We start from the raw sequence: 17,194 nt of genomic DNA, 5'->3' as shown, positions 1-17,194 counted from the left end.
GGATCGGGAAACGGCCGGAGCCACCGGTTCGATCAGTCGCGAACCGGTGGTTGGTGGTCAAGGTAGATGGAATCGAACCCGGCCATTTCAGCAAGCCGCTTTCTGTCCAGGATGGTGATGACACCATCCTTGAACACAAGCAGTTTTGCTTCGCGCAACTGGCGAAGAACACGGTTGAGGTGAATGGCGGTGACGCCCAGCGCGTCGGCGAGGATACTCTGGGATAACGGGCAGGCATAGCTGTCGGCCTCGCCGTGACCGACCAGGCTCAACCTCGACCCGAGCTCCAGCAGGAAGTGAGCCGTACGTGCCAGAGCATCGCGCTTGCCGATATTGACCAGGTGCTCCACCACCACGGCCTGGTCGCATGAGGCAACCCACAACAGGGCCACGGCCAGACGCGGGGTAACGCGAAACATGTCCCAGATCTTTTCCGTACCGATCTTGGCCAGTTCGACGTCGGTCAGCGTGGTAAAGCCCTGGTCCGAGGTCCGCAACAGCAAGCTGCGCAGCCCGATGAAGTCGCCGGGAATCTGGATGTCGATGATCTGCCGCCCGCCGTCCCGCATTTGCTTGTGGGAGCAAGCCCATCCGTTGCGCAGGATGTACGCGGCGTGATGGTGCTCCCCTTCCTGGATGAGGTCTCTACCCGGCTTGAGGGTGATGGCGGTTTCCTGCAGCGCCTCAAGCATCGTTTTTTCCCGCGGCCCAAGCGTGAGAAAGGCGCCAAGCTTGAGAGTGATGGCGTCCATTAGTTTGGAAGGGTTAGATGCTGTGACCAAACAGGTTACCGTTGTTGTTCTGGTTCCAACTTCCGCTAGCGGGTTAATCGGTTTTCAGATCAGATCTGGAACAGTTGCGGACTCTCGCGGTTGTCGGAAATATTTTCAATTGCACTTTACGCCATTGCTTTGCCGGTTCTGTCATTGAGCCTGAAAGGCGTTCATGTCGGTCGAGGAAACATAATAACGTTTCTGCCATCATGTGCGGAATGCCTGCAGCCAACAAGATCGGCCCGTTCGGTGCTCAGCGGCGGCTTCGAGTTTATCGCGGCGGTCTTCATGATACCAACATACTTCTCCATCGACGCGCACCGAAATCTTGCATTCATATCGACATGTTATGATGGTTGATATCCATTGATCTAGTCTTCCAAAACGGTCTAGCCTTCATATGTGCTTGAGATTGCTTTGGCGTATGATTGTGTAAATTCTCGCACGATTGATCATATGGATTAGTATATTTAATTTTAGAAGATATGCGTTGTGGTAAAATTCATAGAGCTATGGGAGTAGCGGCCGCGACGTGGTGAACAATCGGTTAATCCAAATTAATTACGCCGAATGGGTTTCGTGCAAATATTCAGCGTTCGCGCTGCCGACGGGGAGTTGATGGGGGTTGCATCAGCCACCACGAAAGCTCTGAAAAGCGGTAGCGGGCATGTTCCGACATCGTGCCGGATATCCCTAAAGGAGTTCAGAGCCATGAGTCTGACAGTTGAAAATAGCAGTAGTCTTGATCCAGTGCATTTCCACCCGGAGCGGTCAACAATTGCTGGCGAGAATGCCATTGCGCTACCGCATCCGACCATACGCGCCGTGGCAATGATCGACACCCGCATGCTCGGCCGGGAATGTTTTGCCCAGAGTATTGCCGCGCAGAATACTGGGCTGGAAGTTCGGGCTTTCGCCTCGATAGAGGAGTGGAAGTCGAAGCGCAGTCTTCATCCGAACATATCGGCCATTCTCTTCAATATAGGTGGCCGGAAAATGAGTGAATCCTCGGTCGCCGAGGAACTTCGCGGGCTGACCACCGAATTCCAGGATACGCCGGTCATCGTCATGGCGGATTCTGATGAATTGCCGCAAATCCTGAAGGCCTTGGAATGCGGCGCACGCGGCTACATCCCATCGTCGGTAAACATTGGCATATGCGTCGAGGCCATTAGCCTTGCGCTCGCCGGCGGTGTCTTTGTGCCGGCAAGCAGCGTGCTTGCGATGCGCAAGGCACTCGAAGCGGGCGGCGAAACCATTCACCCGATGGCGGGCATGTTCACTCTACGCCAGACAGAGGTCGCCGAGGCCTTGAGGCGTGGAAAGGCAAACAAGATCATCGCTTACGAGCTTCATCTGCGCGAGAGCACGGTGAAGGTGCATATTCGAAATATCATGAAGAAGTTGAGAGCCACCAACCGAACGGAAGTGGCCTTCAAGATCAACGATATGTTCCCGGACGATTTCAGCGCCAGGCATCTGGAGGCCTATTCTCACAAATAGGTCCGCTTCATCGCCGGCTGGGGGTGTCAGCATGATCTTGCATCGGTCAGAGGCCTGTTCCTCGGACCAGCACCCCAGCCGTCCGCAGGATGATCCGCATGTCCGTACTGAATGACATGGTGTGAAAATAGCGCGTGTCATAAGTCGCGCGCTCCGCGAACGGGCATCCGTTGCGGTCGCTGATTTGCCAGGGGCCGGTCAGGCCCGGGCGCAGAAAGAAATAGGCGGTGCCGGGATAATATGGCTGCTGTTCAGGGCACATCGGGCGTGGGCCGACAAGGCTCATGTCGCCGAGCAGCACGTTGAGCAACTGCGGCAGCTCGTCGATCGAGTATTTGCGCAGATAGCGGCCGAGTCTGGTGATCCTGGGGTCGTTTCTGAGCTTCTGATTGGCGTCCCATTCGGCTCGCGCAGCGGGATTTTCGCAAAGATATTGCTCCAGAACAGCCTCCGCGTTCGGTATCATCGAGCGCAGCTTCCAGAGCTTGAACGTCTTGCCGTTTCTGCCGACGCGGTCCTGGCAATAGAATGCCTTCTCGCCGTCCCGGCGCACGAAAAATGCGAGCGTGCCTATCACAGGCAGCACCAGTGGTGCGGCCGCCAGTACGGCGACGCAATCGAACATGCGCTTTGCACGGAAATAGACTTTCCTCGGCCATAAGCCCTGACCGGCAGGGATCATGTCGAGCGGAAGGCCAAGCGGATACGCTCTGGGCGGATCGTCCAGCATTCATGACACCGTGATTTTTGACAAAGGGAGCGGCTGCAAGCAGTCGCGCAGTAAATTATGCTCGGCGGGTGCGAATGTTCCGCCGTTTCACATATATATTGTAACTATTATGGTCTTGTATTCTGATATTTGTTTCAATATTCAATTGTATCTAGATACGTATAGCTTCTATCTATCCATGAATTTAAAGTATTGATCTAGTTCGGTTCGAAAAATAGAAAATGGCAACGGTAAGTAGTATTTCTGATATCGGACGCGCTGTCTTGTTGGATGAAATCGGTATCGCCCAATCCCGACGCGTCGAGTGCGGTCATCCGAAGATACGCTGCGTACGCCCCGGCAGGCTGCGGCAATCTTGAAACTGATGATAGCGATGAGCTTTCGGTGGAGATGGGAGGCGGTGCGCCGCCCTCGACCGCATCTTTGATGCTGCTGGGCTACGCCAGTTGGAGTGTCCCCTACGACTTTTCCCTATTCCATGACCCGACCACGACTGCGGTATTGTTGTGGAATGCCAGGCTGAGCATGCGCCGGGCGCGGTAGAGGCGAACCCGGGTCAGACAAGCAAACGCCAGGCACCGCTCTCGCAACCCGGCGACACGGTTCGATCGGAGGATCGAAACAAGGCCGATCGGCGGGGAGGCTGCGACCAGCGTGCTTTCCGCGAGCCATGAAAGGACACGCGCGGGATGACGACCGACCTTTCCGAATTCATGCGAAATGTGCCTGTCCCACCGACGTTTCAATTCCGCGAAGGACTTGCAGGAAGGCGTGAGCACCTTGGCTTCCGGCAGATAAGCGATGCGCAATCCGCGGCCGCTGGCGCGCTGGCCCCATTCGGTGTCTTCCATCGTCGCAATGCCGCCGAACGGCCCCACAGCGCGAAATACATCGGCCCGCACCGCCATGTTGCCGGTAGCGGCAAATCCATACCGTTCGACATAGAGTTTGGCGCGATAGCTGAAGACGCATTCATAGGCTTCGATGGCTGTCAACCGCTCAGGGCGCGTGGGCAAGATTCCGATATCCCCGCCGAGGAAGGCGATGTCGGGTTGGCTGTCCATGAATGCAACGATCGACTGGACCCATCCTGGTGCCGCGACACAGTCGGCGTCGATGAAGGCGAGCAGATCCGCATTCGCTACCGCTGCGCCGCGGTTCCGGGCCGGGCCCGGACCGGGAATGGATTCTCTTTCGAGCCTAACCCCCGGAACCGCCGCGCAAGCGGCGCGCGGCGGTATCCGCGACCCGTTGTCGACCACAATGATCTCGAACGGAATGTTCGGATTCCTCTGTGCGTTCAATGCCGCCAGGCAGCGTTGCAAACTGTCAGGTTCGTTCAGGTGAGGAATGACAATGCTCAGGCGAGGATGCGAAGACATATGCTCTCCTGTCGATTGCCGATAAGTAAGGCACGTATAAATTGTAAAGTCAATAATTAATATTGGATATATTTACAGTTTTAAAGAAAAACATTAAAGTAAGCAATCGTATTTATAAGAAAAGAAGTTAGATATGGCAAAGATATTACTAGATGAAATCGAAGAAAGCTCGAGGTTTATTGACGCGCAGATATGCGTGATCGGTGCCGGCATTGGCGGACTCCTGTTTGCACGCCGGCTCGCCCAAGGCGGGCGGAAGGTCGTTGTCGTCGAGAGCGGCATCGAAGGCTTTGATGACGAAATCCATCGCCTGAACGAAATCGAGGACCCGGCTACGCGCTATACGCGGGCCTTGACCGGGCGCTATCGCGGTCTTGGCGGCTCCTCAACCCGTTGGGGCGGGCGGATGATCCCGATCAGCGCGCACGAAAGCAGTGCACGCCCCTATATTTCGCAATCCCGATGGCCGTTGCAGCTCGGCGAGCTCGAGGCATATCATCATGAGATCGAGAGCCTGTTTGGTACGGGACATGATTCCTACGAGCATATTTCGGGCGACCGGCCGGACGTAGCCATGTTTCCCGCTTTCGACACGACCTTGACGCCGCGCTGGGCGAAGTGTCCGACCTTCAAGCAATGTAACATCGCAACGGTGCTAGCCGACGACCTGAGAAACCTGCCGGGAGTGGAAATCTGGCTGGGCGCGACCGTCTGCGATTTCGAGCTGGATAGGGCGGCGGGGTGCTTGAGTGCCATCACTGCTCGAAGCCTGGGTGGTAAGACACTTACGGTTCGCGCGAACGATTTCGTCATCGCCGCCGGCACCATCGAAACGACGCGGCTGCTTTTGCTGCTGGATCGGATTTCGGAAGGACATGCCTTCCGCCGTTGCCGGGTGCTCGGCCGCTATTTCCAGGATCATCTCAAGGCGGAAGTCGCCACGATCGGCCGCGGTGATCCGTCGGCCACCAACCGGCTTTTCGGCTACCGCTTCGTCAATTCCGTGCGCCGAGACCTGCATCTGGAACTGTCGAAATCAGCACAGCATGACGATGCGGTCGCCAGTGCCTTTGCCTATGTCGCCATGGACATCGCCGAAAGCCCACTGGCCGACATCAAGCGTCTGGCGCAGGGATTGCAGCGGGGGCGCGTCGATCCCGGCGACATATGGCGCGTGTCCAGGAACCTCGGCCTTGTATCGCGTGCCGCCTGGTGGCGCATCATGCGCAACCAGCTCTACATTCCCGCTTCCGTTGACTTGCGGCTGCTGGTCTGTGTCGAGCAATTGCCGCACCGGGCCAACCGCATCAGCCTTGCCGAGAAGCGCGACCGCTTCGGCATGCCCAAGGCGCTGTTCGAATGGGGACCAACGGAAACGGAAGAGCAAACTTTCCAATCCTGTGTCGCGCGCATCGGCGCGTACTGGACCCAGGCCGGTTTCGACCGGATATGCCCGTTGACCTGGTTGGTGGCGCGAGGAGAGGGAGCGGCGCAAATCATCGACCGGGCCGAAGCGTGCGCGCATCCGTCCGGCTCGACCAGAATGGGTACGGTGGTTGAGGATTCTGTTGTCGACCCTGATTTGTGGTGTCACGAAGTGCCCAATGTGGCCGCGCTCAGCGCGTCGGTGTTTCCGACGGCGGGCAGCGCCAACCCGACCTTCACGATCATGAAACTGGCTCTGTGGCTGGGCGATTCCTATCTGCGCAGGCTCAGCTCGCAAGTCGCCGGCGTCGTCGCAAAGAGGCCGTCGATGCGAACCGTTCCGATCTGATCGGGCGCGATGTGGGGCAGTCGAGTCCGTAGTAGCGGACCGGGCCGCGGCCACAGTCTAAGGAGGAGAAGGGACCAATGGCGTTGTTCAGTTTCGGGGTTCGAAACCACGTACGCGATCGCGAAAACGACGCCGCGCTTTTGCGCCAGCTGGTGGACACACTGAAAGTCGTTGGCACGAAGATCGACCGCGAGCGCAAGGGTCTGCAGGTACGATATCGACAGGCGGCGGAGCGCGCTGCCTTTTCGATGCAGGCGCTTGAAAATGAAGGTGGCAAGGCCATTTCCGGCAAGGTCGACGACCTGACCAATGCGATGACGCAAGCCATGCAGCGGATATTGTTCCTGCAGGATGAAATAGCCTTCATCGAAGGTCTTCGCGTGGAAACCATACAGTTCGCGCGCACCCACAACATCGAAATCTCCTCGCGCTCAGGCCGAGATGGCGAGACCAGAGGTCCCGTCGAAGGCGACCGTAATGCGTAGGGGGGATGCGCCCCGCAAAAAGGATGAACGCCAGCAACGCCACACACCGGCGGGACAGCACCTATAGGCTGTCTATCGCCGGGCCTGCCGGTCCTCGAATATGGCCGGATACACATCGGGCCGAGCGACCTCGCGATGGACGACCTGGACATCCGTTTTTATCTCTCCATTCTCCTCAGGCGGTTGCCTTACCTGGTGGGGATTGTTGCCGCCTTTACGATCGGCGGCATCGTCTTGGCATTGCTGTTGCCGCCGCTCTATCGCGCCAGTGCCAAGATACTCGTCGAGGCCCCGCAAATTCCCGCCGAGATGGCGCGCACGACAGTACCGATCAGCGCTGCCGACCAGTTCGCGCTCATCGAGCAGGAAATCGTCACGCAGGATAATCTCGTTGCGCTCGCCCAGCGTCAGAACGTTTACCCCAACAAGGGTGAAGGGCTCACAGGGCTCGAAATGGCCGACGACATGCGCGACCGCATCCATTTTGAGCCGGTCGAGCTGAGCACGACCAGGGATCCTCAGAACACGACAGTCTTCAGCATTTCCTTCGACGCGAAGGATCCCGATCTCGCGGCAAAGGTCGCCAACGATCTGGTCGAGACGATGCTGAGCAAGAACCTCAGCATGCGCACCGGACGGGCCAGCGACACCATGCAGTTCTTCGATCAGGAAAACAAAAGGCTGGGCGTCGAGTTGACCCGCATCGAGGCTGACATCCTCAAGTTCAAGAACGCCAACAAGGATGCATTGCCCGACAGCCTCGATTTCAGGCGCAGCCAGCAGGGTGCGCAGCAGGAAAGGCTCGCGCAGCTGGAGCGTGACGAGGCGGCGCTGCACAGCCGGCGCGACAATCTCGTCTCGCTGTTCGCCAACACCGGCCGTGTTGCCAGCGCGGGTCCCCTCAGCCCCGAAGAACAGATGCTGCAGGACATGAACAGGGCTCTGGCCGATCAGCTCACCGTCTTCGCGGAAAACAGTCCCAACGTCGTTGCGCTGCGCGCCCGCATCGCAGCGGTGCAAAAGAGCCTGAAAGACGCTCAGGCTGCCAATGCCGCTGGCGGCAAGGCCGGGCCGACCGAACTGGATGTCCAGCTGTCGGACATCGACGAGCGGCTGCGTTTCATCACCCAGGAAAAGGCTTCGATCACCAAAAACCTCGCGGATCTGGCGAAGTCCATCGCGGCGACGCCGGCCAACGAGACGACGCTGAACTCGCTCAACCGCAACCGCGCCAATATCCAGGAACAGTATAATACCGCCACCGCGATGCTGGCGCAGGCCTCGACCGGCGAGCAGATCGAAATCCGTTCCAAGGGCGGACGCCTGTCGATGATCGAGCCGGCCGTCGTGCCGGAGAAAGCCTTCCAACCGAACCGTCGCCGCATCGCGGGCGTCGGGCTGGCTGCGGGCATCGGCGCCGGTCTCGGTCTAGTCGTCCTGCTCGAATTGCTGAACAAGACCATCCGCCGGCCGAACGAGCTGGCCGAGTTGCTGCAAACCCAGCCGCTGGCGACGATCGCCTACATCCCCCGCGACAATGAAGGGCCGAGCGAGATCTGGAACCAGCTTCCGGGCTTCACACAGATGATGCGCCTGGCCGGATTGATCCAGACGTCGGCCTCTTCATGGCTGCGCCGAACCGGCTTGGGCAACCCATTCACGCGGCGGGCGGTGTGACGTGACCATGAAACAGGAAACCATCATCCCGGCTTTTCCCGAACATGCGCAGTCCGACGGTGGCGTTGGGCGGATTCAGACGGCCTTGCGCAAGGCTCGCGAAGAATTCGGCCCGGCACCCGCCAGCGAAGAATTCGGTTCCGTGCCCGTCGCCGAGAAGGTAGCGCCACTGCCCCCACGCGACCGGTTCCCGACATCGCTCTGGTCCACTCTGCCGATTTGTGAGCCGGATGCCCGTCAGCTAAACCGCAACCGCATCGTCACCACCACGCGGTCGGACCCGGCCTATGTTGCGTTCGACATGCTGCGCACGAAGGTTCTCCAGCTTCTGCGCCAGAACAAATGGGACACCGTCCTCATCACCTCGCCCACACCGCAATGCGGCAAGACGCTGGTCAGCCTGAATCTGGCGTTCAGCCTCGCCAACCAGAAGGATTGCCGCACCCTTCTCGTCGACCTCGACCTGCATCGCCCGCAGATCGGCGCGTTGCTCGGGGTCCGCGACGCTCCCCCGCTCGAGGATTTTCTTGCCGAGCGCATTGGCGCCGAACAAGCGTTTCGGCGCTATGGCGAAAACATCGCCATAGCGCCCAACGGGCGGCCCGTCACCCTGGCGGCCGAATTGCTGCAAAGCCCCGGAGCCACACGGGCCGTGAGAAGCCTGAAGCCGAAGTTGGCGCCCGATGTCGTCATCTTCGACCTGCCGCCGATGCTCGCCAATGACGACGTCGCGGCATTCCTACCGAATGTGGATTGCGCCATCCTGGTCGTTGCCGCGGAGCAGACGACGCGGGCTGAGGTCGACCTGTGCGAGCGCGAGCTGTCGCAGAAGACCAATCTGCTCGGCGTCGTCCTCAACAAATGCCGTTATGCACCCGAAAAATACGGTTATTGACGCGGAGCTACGCCGTTGCACGATCCGCAAGCCTTCGCACCACAATCGTCCGTAACCAGGGGCGGCCCATTTTGCGACGATGGCGGTGAACCGCCGGACAATGGCCGGTTTCCGATCTATTCCAGGCATTTCGGCCTGAACGGAAGGCCGTTCAGCCTGTTGCCCGACCCGAATTTTGTCTTCTGGTCGGCGGTTCACGCCCGCGCCTATGCCATGCTGGAATATGGGCTGGCGACCTTCGCGCCGATCATCATGATCACCGGCGAGATCGGCGCGGGAAAGACCACCCTCGTGCGCCATCTGCTGAATACGGCCGGCACCAACCTGCGCATCGGTCTGGTCTCCAATGCGATCGCAGGGCGGGGAAGCCTGCTTCACTGGGCGCTTTTGTCGTTACAGGAGCCTCTCGAGGGGCGGATTCCCCATGTCCAGCGGTTTTCGCATTTCGAGATGCTGCTGCGCGGCGAGAAGGCCAGGGGGCGCCACACCGTTCTGATCATCGACGAGGCACAGAACCTCTCGGTGAAGATGCTGGAGGAGCTGCGCTGCCTGTCCAATCTGAACGACGAAAGCGACGAGCTGCTGCAGATCGTGCTGACCGGTCAACCCGAGCTCAATCGTACCATCGACCGCCCGTCGATGCTGCAGTTCGCGCAACGGGTTTCGGCGCGCTTCCATCTCACAGGGATGCCCGCCGAAGCGGTGGAGCAATATGTCGCCCACCGGCTGAGGGTGGCAGGCGCCGACCGCCAGATATTTTCGCCGGCGGCTTGCGACCTCGTCTATTCGGTCAGTCGCGGGCTGCCCCGCGTCATCAACCAGATCTGCGACTACGCGCTTGTCTACGCCTTTGCGGACGACCGCGCGACGGTCGATGCGGATCTGATCCGGCAGGTCCTCGTCGACCGCAAGACCCCGTTCCCAACCGCCTCGGCCATGCCCGCTGGCCTGTAAGGCCGGAGTCGTAAGCGCTGGCTGGCGGTGGCCTCAAAAAGGAGTTCGGCATGCGCAAGATACTCATCGTCTACGGCACCCGTCCCGAAGCCATCAAGATGGCGCCGCTCGTTGCCGAGATCGACCGCTCCGACCATCTTCAGGCCGTGGTGGCGGTGACGGGACAGCACCGGGCGATGCTGGATCAAGTGAATGCCCTGTTCGGAGTGGAGCCGGCTTACGATCTCAACATCATCACCCAACGACAGCGCCTGGAGGACGTCACCAGCCGCGTCCTCGGTGGCGTTTCCGATATCATCGCTCAGGAAGAACCCGACGCGGTCCTGGTGCAGGGCGATACGACGACCTGTTTCGCGGCTGCACTCGCGGCGTTCTACCGGCAGGTTCCGGTGGTGCATCTGGAGGCGGGACTGCGAACCGGCAATCTCTACAATCCATTCCCCGAAGAGGCGAACCGTCGGCTGACGACAAGGCTCGCAGCGATCCATCTGGCACCCACCCCAAGCTCCAAGGCAAACCTATTGCATGACGGCGTCGACGAGGATGCCATCACCGTCACCGGCAATTCGGTGATTGATGCCTTGCTGGATGTCGTCGGACGAAACATTCCCGTCAGAAATCCGGATATCTTGAGGATTTGCGGGCGGCGCAGCGTGCTGGTGACCATGCACCGACGCGAATCCTGGGGCGAGCCGATGGCCCGGGCGGTTTGCGCGATAGCGCGTCTGGCCAAGGCCTTCCCGGACACGGTCTTTCTTCTGCCCGCACATCTAAACCCGGCCGTGCGCGACGTGTTGTTGCCGCCTTTGGCGGGGCACGACAATGTGCTGATCACCGCGCCGCTCGATTACAGCGATTTCGTGCGCTCGATGCATGACTGCGCGCTGGTGCTGACCGACAGCGGAGGCGTGCAGGAGGAGGCGCCCACTTTCGGAAAGCCGGTGCTTGTGCTTCGCGACACCACAGAACGTCCCGAGGCGGTGACCGCCGGCACCGTCAGGCTTGTGGGAACCGACGACGAGCGGATCGTCAGGGACACGACCCGACTGCTTGTCGATGCCGTCGCCTATGACGCGATGGCGCGGGCGGTTAACCCCTACGGCGACGGCCGTGCTGCATGGCGCGCGGTACGCGCCATCGAGCACTTCTTCGGTCTGGGAGAACTGGCCGCCGAGTTCGATTGCTGGCGTTCGGTGCGCGACCGCAACTCAGCGCCAGACGCCACGCGTATCATAGGCGACTTTGCCGCCTAGGCGGGTGTGGCGCATCGCCTTGAACGGCTCGTGCTCGACGAGCAGAACAACGATGTCGGCGCGCTCTACCGCCGCATGGGCATTTTCCAGCCTCACATTGGCGTAGCCCGACAACGCTGCTGGAACGTGGTCGACATAAGGATCGCAAACCAGGATATCGACCTCCGGCAGGGCGGCAGCGATCAGCCCCACAACCTCGATGGCCGGGCTTTCCCGGATGTCGTCGACATTCGCCTTGAAGGTCAGCCCGAGGCAGGCGATCGTTGGCGAACGGAAGCGTTGTGCCTTGGCCACGACCTGCTCCGCGACGTGATGCGGCCGGCGATCGTTGACCTCGCGGGCGGTGCGGATCAATGTCGACAGCAGCGGTGCGGCCGATACGATGAACCAGGGGTCGACCGGAATGCAGTGACCTCCGACACCGGGGCCCGGGCTTAGGATTTTGACACGTGGATGCCGGTTCGCCAGCCTGATAACCTCCCAGATGTCGATATGCAGCGACTCGGCGATGAGCGAAAGTTCGTTGGCAAACGCGATGTTGACGTCGCGATAGGCGTTTTCGACCAGCTTGGCCATTTCGGCGCTGGCAGCGTCGGTGAGCAATATCTCGCCCTGGGCGAAGACACGGTAGATTGAGGCCGCGCGCTCGGCGCAGCGCGGTGTCAGACCGCCGACGACGCGGTCATTGGTGATAATCTCGATCATGATCCGGCCGGGCAGCACGCGCTCCGGGCAATGGGCAATGAATATGTCGGCGTTCGGCTCGCTGTCGTCCGGCATCCTCAGGTCCGGCCGCTGCGCGGAAATCCACTCCGCCAGCTTTTGGGTGGTGCCGGGGGGCGACGTGGATTCCAAAACGACGATGTTGCCGGGTCGCAGCTTCGGCGCGACCTGTTCGACAGCTGCCTGTACGAAGGAAAGATCGGCCGTATGATCGCCGTTGAAAGGTGTTGGAACTGCAATGATGTAGGCATCGGCTTCCGGGGTTTCGGTCGTCGCGGTCAGCCTGCCCATCGCCACCGCGCCGCTGACGCTGATTGCCAGATCAGGTTCGACGAACGGCACCTCGCCGCGCGATACGGCCGCCACGATGTCGCGATTGACATCGACGCCGATCACCTCGATGCCGCGCGTCGCCAGTGCCACGGCTGTCGGCAATCCTATGTAGCCCATGCCGAGAATGGCCAGCTTGCCGCTGAACGGTGCATTCATGGGGCCACTCAAGCTCTCGTTGCGGTGAGTGGCGGGGGTGTTGATGGCGGTGCCGCCATCTTGCGTGACCACGATGTTCAATGCCGGAGACTCCCGATTGGAGTGGGATGAGTGGCGATTTTCGTCGACTGAAAGGCACGGGCCGGCGCGATGACCTCCCGCGCCGTCAAAAGGATGAAGACGCTGTTGGTGACCAGATAACGCCCCAAAAGGCGGCGTGGCTCCTGCAGCAGCCGATACGCCCATTCCATCCCCCAACGCTGCCAGCGGAGCGGAGCGCGTTTGGTCAAGCCCGCCATGATGTCGAAGGAACCACCCACACCGTGCAGGATCGGTACTCCGAGCGATCCCCCATACGCGCTGAGGAAGATTTCCTTTTTCGGCGAGGTAATGCCCAGGAACAGCATGTCTGCGCCGGAGGCGCGGATATCATCGGCGATCGCTGCACTTTCGGAAGCTTGGAAATAGCCGTGATGGCTGCCGACGATGCGCAGCCCCGGAAATCGTTCCGATAGACGATCCTGCAATTTTGCTAACACCTCGGCGCGCGCGCCGACCAGATAGATCGAGCGCCCTTCGCGATGCGCCAGGGTAAGCAGGCCTTCGAACACGTCGATGCCGGCGATGCGTTCCGGCAAGGGACGCCGAAGCAGCCGGCTCGCCCATATGATCGATTGTCCGTCGGCCAGCAGGAGGTCGCAATCGATCAGCGAATTCCGCAGCAGCGGGTCGTTTCGCATATGAACGACCTTGGCGGCGTTCAACACGCCCAGCAGCATGCGGCTGCGGGTGACCAAGGCGGTGCGGCAGCGGGCGATCACGTCTTCCATGCGCAGGGCGTCGAAATAGACTCCGAACAGCAATTGTCGATCCGCGCTCATCGATAACTCCTCAGGATTTGGCGGCGGCTCCATGGGCCGGCATGCCGCGCAGGCGCTCCACCGTGCCGCCACACAGCCAGGCGTAAAGCAGCCAGCCCAGTTCGTAGGGCCGGCATTCGTAGTCGATCTGGCCGGGCGGAAAGAGCGTATCCAGGCCAGGAATGTGCAGTCCGGGCCGGAGCGCCGTCGTGGCGGCTGAGATCGCACGCGCGGCCTTCATCGGCTCGCGCCGTGCCGCCTTGCGCCAAATCACGCCGTGGCTCTGGCTGATGAGCGGCGCCTCCATCTCGGGATGATGGTCGAGCCAGGCCAGGCCTTTCACCAATGCGTCGAGATGGTCGGTGCCGCCGGCTTCGCGCAGGTCAAGCAGCGCCATCGGCGCCATCGCATGCTGGTGAACGGAGTAGACTGGATAGCCCTCGACGATGCTGCCGTCGCGCACATCGTAGTGCCACCACCATTGGCCGGCGGGTCCCTGCAGGGCGCAGATGCGCGCCGCGCAGGCTTCTGCGGCCACCAGCGCCTGCGGATCGAATTGAGCGACGGACAATCGCGCCAGACCTTGCGTCGAATAGACCTGGTCGGCGAAACAACCGACATGGGCGCGCAAGCGTCCGTTGGACGAGGCGGGCAGTCTGTGAGGGAACAGGCCGGATTTGCTCTGCGCGCCGATCAGCCTGTCGCGGGCCATGGCCGTCAACCGGCTGGTGTCGCCAAGGTGTCGGCCGGCGAGCCCGGCCAGCAGCATCCATGAACAGTCGACGGTCGCGACTGGCACTCCCGATGCAAGAAGTACGGTCAGGCCGGCGAAAAGCGGCGCGGCATAGAGGCCGCCAGCCTCCGCTGCGGTCCATGCCGCCAGCGCGACCGCACCGGGATCGTGGGAAAATTCCGCCCGCGTGGCTGTCGTCTGGATGAGGTCGGCGGCGGTGGCGCCATTCAGAATGCCGCACTGCTCTTCTACATCGATGAAGGAAAGTCCCAGCGCCACGTTGATCGCATAACGAAGGCTGTCGCCCTCCGGCCGAACGGGGGCGTCCGGCTGCGTCTCGCTGCCGCGCACGGTATGGACGAAGGCGCCTTTCCTGTACATTTGCGGCAGGCCGTTCTTGGCCAGTGCGATCAACTCTCCCAATCGCGCCCGCGTGATCGGAGAGGCGGCTTCAAGTGCGTCGAGCCGATCGATCACCGGCAGGCGGGTCGCGCCTGCGCCATTCGGTCTAGGGCTGTCCGCCCGTGAAAAGGCCATCGCTGTCAAATGCTCTCTCCCGCTTCGGCTCGCAGACAGTGCGGTGACTTTGCCGCCGCCAAACCGCCGTTTTCGAACGGTCGGCGTTTCGTGCGACCCGCCACAAAAGATACGAGAAATCCCGTGCCGCATTCCATTGACCAGAAAGGATTACGCGGTCGCGTTGGCCGTCGACGGCGCTGTTGCTGGCTACGCCGATAGGACTAAGCCGCATACGAAAGGCACTCTTTCGCTGCCCGATCCGGCAGGTGAATCTGCCTTCAACAGTCACCCAAATTCGTGCGGGGCGAAACGGATGGATTCTGCCGATGCGATGATTGCCGGGGCGTGGCCTCCGCTCGCCGTCATCATCGTCACCTACAACAGCGCCGATGTTCTGCCTGGCCTGCTGGCCTCGTTGCCGGCTGGGTGCGAAGGCGCCGGAAGCGTCGAGATCATCGTGGCCGACAATGATTCCGCCGACGCCTCCGTCGACATAGCGCTGACCCATCCGACGCGCCCGCGCGTCATTCGCATGGGCCGCAATGCCGGTTATGCGGCGGCCATAAACGCAGCGGCGGCATCGGTAGGGCCGCAGGCGGATTTGCTGGTCCTCAATCCCGATATCCGCCTTCAACCCGGCGCCGTACGCGCCCTGCGCCTCAAACTCTGCGACCTATCGGTCGGTGTCGCGGTGCCGCAGGTGCTGACCGAATCCGGCGCGGTGTCGCGTTCATTGCGCCGCGAACCGTCGGTCAGGACCGGATGGTCCGATGCTCTCCTCGGCACGGGGCTGGCGGCACGACTGAGAGCGGGTGAAATCGTCGACGATCCCGGTCTCTATGCCAAGGGCGGAAGTGCGGAATGGGCGACAGGCGCCATTCTGGCGGTTTCCGCCCGGGCTAGGCGCATGGTCGGCGACTGGGACGAGAGCTTCTTCCTCTACAGTGAGGAGGTCGACTACATGAAACGCGTGCGGCGGTCAGGGCTTGCCGTGACCTATGTTCCCGAGGCGCGCGCCGTGCACATCGGCGGGGAATATCAGAATAACCCCTATCTTTCGGCGATGATGACAGCCAACAGGATCCGTTATTTCCGCCGGCATCACGGTCTGCTGTCGACGGCTTTGTTCCGGCTAAGCATCATTGTCGGCGAAATGATGCGGGCCCCGCTCGGCCCCGGGCATCGAGCGGCTTTGCGAGCAGCGGTTACGCCGCTGCGTCAGCCCTGAGCGTCGGCCCGACCTTGGCGCCCAGCAATTCGGCATAGATGGAATCCATGCGATCGAGCTTCGCCGACCACAGCGCGGTCTTCTCGACATGCGTATGGGCGGCCGCACCCATCTTGAGGCGCAAGGCCGGATCGGTGGCGAGCTTGCGGATAGCCGCGGCGATATCCCCGGCCAGCACCTCCGGCGTGCTGACCGGGAGTTTGATGGCGCAGGCATCGGATGTGGCGCTGCCGGGGCCGCCGCGGTCGACGACGATCAGCGGCAGCGAATAGCCCATCGCCTCCAGCGCCACGTTTCCACCGGGCTCGCGATAACTTGGAAACACGAAGATGTCGGCTGCCCGGTAGAAATCGGCGACTTCCGCCTTGGATCGCCAACCATGGAAGGTCACCCGGTCGGTAAGCCCGTTGGCGGCGGCCAATGCTTCGCAGGCGGCGCGGTCAGGGCCTTCGCCGACGATGTCGAGCCTGACCGGAAGATCGGCGGTGAGCGCCATGGCGCGAAGGATGTCGCGCGCACCCTTCGTCCTGACGAGACGCCCGACATGAAGCAGGCGCAGCGGCTCCGACCTGCCGCGACGGTCGATCGGCGCCGGAATTTCGTCGAGCCCCGTCTCGCTCATCACTTCGAAACGGCGCAGTGGGATTTCGGCGAGCTGGGCTTCGACATAGCTGGCGATGCCGAGTACGCAGTCGGCGCTGCGATAGGTCTGGCGCAGCATCGGGTCCCACATGCGCCTGTAGCGGTCGAGGCCGCGCAGCGCGACAAACCATTGTTGACGCCCTTCGTCCGCGGAAAATCCCGCTGGCGTCGAGAGACCACCACCGACCGGTCCGATGACGAAGGGAATGCCGAGGCCGGCCAGCGGCGAAGGGTAGCGCATGGCGACCGGCACCGGCTGGTGCGCGATGTCGAAGTGCTGTCCGTTGGCCAGTTCCTGCCGGATCCAGCGCCGGGCGTGGATATAGAACGGAACATAGGCGGGTTTGAGCATGCTGTTCAGCCGCTCGGCCCGGCCGAGCAGCGGCGGCTCTACCCACTCGACGACGCGCAGGCCCGAAAGTTGTTCTGCTGCCGGTCTGGCGCCCCGCTTGTGATAGGTGAGCAAGGTGACGTCGTGGCGCTCGCCGAGACGGCGCGCCCATTGATGCGCCACCCAGGCTTCGCCGACATCCTCGCCGTTGCAGGTCGGCGCGACCAGGAGCAGTTTGAGCAT

The 17,194-nt window shown here is 61.3% G+C and carries 16 protein-coding genes; 8 read left to right on the top strand and 8 right to left on the bottom strand.

Annotation, left to right across the window (positions count from 1 at the left end; genetic code table 11):
* Window positions 1-32: 32 nt before the first annotated feature.
* Window positions 33-692, bottom strand: coding sequence for a Crp/Fnr family transcriptional regulator (locus AB4136_RS03455; RefSeq protein WP_204367415.1), 660 nt, complete (start codon window positions 690-692; stop codon window positions 33-35).
* 792 nt (window positions 693-1,484) lie between these two features.
* On the opposite strand from AB4136_RS03455, the gene AB4136_RS03450 reads away from it, so the two are divergent.
* Window positions 1,485-2,276 (top strand): response regulator transcription factor, encoded by a 792-nt coding sequence (locus AB4136_RS03450; protein WP_081766920.1) that lies wholly within the window; start codon window positions 1,485-1,487, stop codon window positions 2,274-2,276.
* A 46-nt stretch (window positions 2,277-2,322) separates the two neighbouring features.
* Here AB4136_RS03450 and AB4136_RS03445 read toward each other — a convergent pair whose 3' ends face one another.
* The 3 genes from AB4136_RS03445 to AB4136_RS03435 form a co-directional block, all read right to left on the bottom strand.
* Window positions 2,323-3,006, bottom strand: a complete 684-nt coding sequence (locus AB4136_RS03445) for a sugar transferase (RefSeq protein ID WP_024924926.1) — start codon at window positions 3,004-3,006, stop codon at window positions 2,323-2,325.
* A 458-nt stretch (window positions 3,007-3,464) separates the two neighbouring features.
* The gene (locus AB4136_RS03440) at window positions 3,465-4,388 is read right to left on the bottom strand and encodes a glycosyltransferase (RefSeq protein WP_036254123.1); all 924 of its coding nucleotides are present in this window, start codon (window positions 4,386-4,388) and stop codon (window positions 3,465-3,467) included.
* 148 nt (window positions 4,389-4,536) lie between these two features.
* The gene (locus AB4136_RS03435) at window positions 4,537-4,695 is read right to left on the bottom strand and encodes a hypothetical protein (RefSeq protein ID WP_161773097.1); all 159 of its coding nucleotides are present in this window, start codon (window positions 4,693-4,695) and stop codon (window positions 4,537-4,539) included.
* A gap of 99 nt (window positions 4,696-4,794) precedes the next feature.
* On the opposite strand from AB4136_RS03435, the gene AB4136_RS03430 reads away from it, so the two are divergent.
* The 6 genes from AB4136_RS03430 to wecB all read left to right on the top strand — a co-directional run bounded on the left by AB4136_RS03430 (window position 4,795) and on the right by wecB (window position 11,426).
* Complete coding sequence (locus AB4136_RS03430) at window positions 4,795-6,162, top strand: GMC family oxidoreductase (protein ID WP_036257083.1); 1,368 nt, start codon at window positions 4,795-4,797, stop codon at window positions 6,160-6,162.
* A gap of 77 nt (window positions 6,163-6,239) precedes the next feature.
* Window positions 6,240-6,647 carry a hypothetical protein gene (locus AB4136_RS03425; protein WP_024924923.1) on the top strand — a complete coding sequence of 136 codons (408 nt, stop codon included), beginning with the start codon at window positions 6,240-6,242 and terminating at the stop codon, window positions 6,645-6,647.
* Window positions 6,648-6,782: 135 nt separating this feature from the next.
* Window positions 6,783-8,324 (top strand): GumC family protein, encoded by a 1,542-nt coding sequence (locus tag AB4136_RS03420; protein WP_024924922.1) that lies wholly within the window; start codon window positions 6,783-6,785, stop codon window positions 8,322-8,324.
* A gap of 7 nt (window positions 8,325-8,331) precedes the next feature.
* On the top strand, window positions 8,332-9,219 hold the full coding sequence (locus AB4136_RS03415) for a CpsD/CapB family tyrosine-protein kinase (RefSeq protein ID WP_024924921.1): 888 nt from the start codon (window positions 8,332-8,334) through the stop codon (window positions 9,217-9,219).
* A gap of 15 nt (window positions 9,220-9,234) precedes the next feature.
* Window positions 9,235-10,173 (top strand): ExeA family protein, encoded by a 939-nt coding sequence (locus AB4136_RS03410; RefSeq protein ID WP_051504908.1) that lies wholly within the window; start codon window positions 9,235-9,237, stop codon window positions 10,171-10,173.
* 50 nt (window positions 10,174-10,223) lie between these two features.
* Complete coding sequence (gene wecB / locus AB4136_RS03405; RefSeq protein ID WP_137901082.1) at window positions 10,224-11,426, top strand: non-hydrolyzing UDP-N-acetylglucosamine 2-epimerase; 1,203 nt, start codon at window positions 10,224-10,226, stop codon at window positions 11,424-11,426.
* On the opposite strand, the gene wecC is transcribed toward wecB, so the two are convergent.
* The 3 genes from wecC to AB4136_RS03390 are packed head-to-tail and all read right to left on the bottom strand — an operon-like array spanning window position 11,382 to window position 14,768.
* Window positions 11,382-12,710 carry a UDP-N-acetyl-D-mannosamine dehydrogenase gene (wecC, locus tag AB4136_RS03400; RefSeq protein WP_275040865.1) on the bottom strand — a complete coding sequence of 443 codons (1,329 nt, stop codon included), beginning with the start codon at window positions 12,708-12,710 and terminating at the stop codon, window positions 11,382-11,384. The genes wecB and wecC overlap by 45 nt on opposite strands.
* A gap of 5 nt (window positions 12,711-12,715) precedes the next feature.
* Complete coding sequence (locus tag AB4136_RS03395; RefSeq protein ID WP_441930274.1) at window positions 12,716-13,552, bottom strand: WecB/TagA/CpsF family glycosyltransferase; 837 nt, start codon at window positions 13,550-13,552, stop codon at window positions 12,716-12,718.
* On the bottom strand, window positions 13,530-14,768 hold the full coding sequence (locus AB4136_RS03390) for a hypothetical protein (RefSeq protein ID WP_024927540.1): 1,239 nt from the start codon (window positions 14,766-14,768) through the stop codon (window positions 13,530-13,532). The genes AB4136_RS03395 and AB4136_RS03390 overlap by 23 nt, the downstream gene beginning before the upstream one ends.
* A 295-nt stretch (window positions 14,769-15,063) precedes the next feature.
* Between AB4136_RS03390 and AB4136_RS03385 the strand changes: the two genes are divergently transcribed.
* Window positions 15,064-15,978, top strand: a complete 915-nt coding sequence (locus tag AB4136_RS03385) for a glycosyltransferase (protein WP_051504907.1) — start codon at window positions 15,064-15,066, stop codon at window positions 15,976-15,978.
* On the opposite strand, the gene AB4136_RS03380 is transcribed toward AB4136_RS03385, so the two are convergent.
* Window positions 15,956-17,194 carry a glycosyltransferase family 4 protein gene (locus AB4136_RS03380; protein WP_137901081.1) on the bottom strand — a complete coding sequence of 413 codons (1,239 nt, stop codon included), beginning with the start codon at window positions 17,192-17,194 and terminating at the stop codon, window positions 15,956-15,958. The genes AB4136_RS03385 and AB4136_RS03380 overlap by 23 nt on opposite strands.

Source organism: Mesorhizobium sp. 2RAF21 (assembly GCF_052115345.1).
Lineage (GTDB): Bacteria > Pseudomonadota > Alphaproteobacteria > Rhizobiales > Rhizobiaceae > Mesorhizobium > Mesorhizobium terrae.
The sequence above is the reverse complement of the archived record's forward strand: the minus strand, read 5'-3'. Positions and strand labels throughout refer to the sequence as shown.

Excerpts from the sequence above, each read along its gene's own strand:
- wecB (WP_137901082.1), top strand. The coding sequence starts at position 10,224 with ATGCGCAAGATACTCATCGTCTACGGCACCCGTCCCGAAGCCATCAAG.
- AB4136_RS03385 (WP_051504907.1), top strand. The coding sequence starts at position 15,064 with ATGGATTCTGCCGATGCGATGATTGCCGGGGCGTGGCCTCCGCTCGCC.
- AB4136_RS03420 (WP_024924922.1), top strand. The coding sequence starts at position 6,783 with ATGGACGACCTGGACATCCGTTTTTATCTCTCCATTCTCCTCAGGCGG.
- AB4136_RS03425 (WP_024924923.1), top strand. The coding sequence starts at position 6,240 with ATGGCGTTGTTCAGTTTCGGGGTTCGAAACCACGTACGCGATCGCGAA.
- AB4136_RS03445 (WP_024924926.1), bottom strand. The coding sequence starts at position 3,006 with ATGCTGGACGATCCGCCCAGAGCGTATCCGCTTGGCCTTCCGCTCGAC.
- AB4136_RS03440 (WP_036254123.1), bottom strand. The coding sequence starts at position 4,388 with ATGTCTTCGCATCCTCGCCTGAGCATTGTCATTCCTCACCTGAACGAA.
- AB4136_RS03395 (WP_441930274.1), bottom strand. The coding sequence starts at position 13,552 with ATGGAGCCGCCGCCAAATCCTGAGGAGTTATCGATGAGCGCGGATCGA.
- AB4136_RS03415 (WP_024924921.1), top strand. The coding sequence starts at position 8,332 with ATGAAACAGGAAACCATCATCCCGGCTTTTCCCGAACATGCGCAGTCC.
- AB4136_RS03390 (WP_024927540.1), bottom strand. The coding sequence starts at position 14,768 with ATGGCCTTTTCACGGGCGGACAGCCCTAGACCGAATGGCGCAGGCGCG.
- AB4136_RS03435 (WP_161773097.1), bottom strand. The coding sequence starts at position 4,695 with ATGGATTTCGTCATCAAAGCCTTCGATGCCGCTCTCGACGACAACGAC.
- AB4136_RS03380 (WP_137901081.1), bottom strand. The coding sequence starts at position 17,194 with ATGCTCAAACTGCTCCTGGTCGCGCCGACCTGCAACGGCGAGGATGTC.
- AB4136_RS03450 (WP_081766920.1), top strand. The coding sequence starts at position 1,485 with ATGAGTCTGACAGTTGAAAATAGCAGTAGTCTTGATCCAGTGCATTTC.
- AB4136_RS03455 (WP_204367415.1), bottom strand. The coding sequence starts at position 692 with ATGCTTGAGGCGCTGCAGGAAACCGCCATCACCCTCAAGCCGGGTAGA.
- AB4136_RS03430 (WP_036257083.1), top strand. The coding sequence starts at position 4,795 with ATGATCCCGATCAGCGCGCACGAAAGCAGTGCACGCCCCTATATTTCG.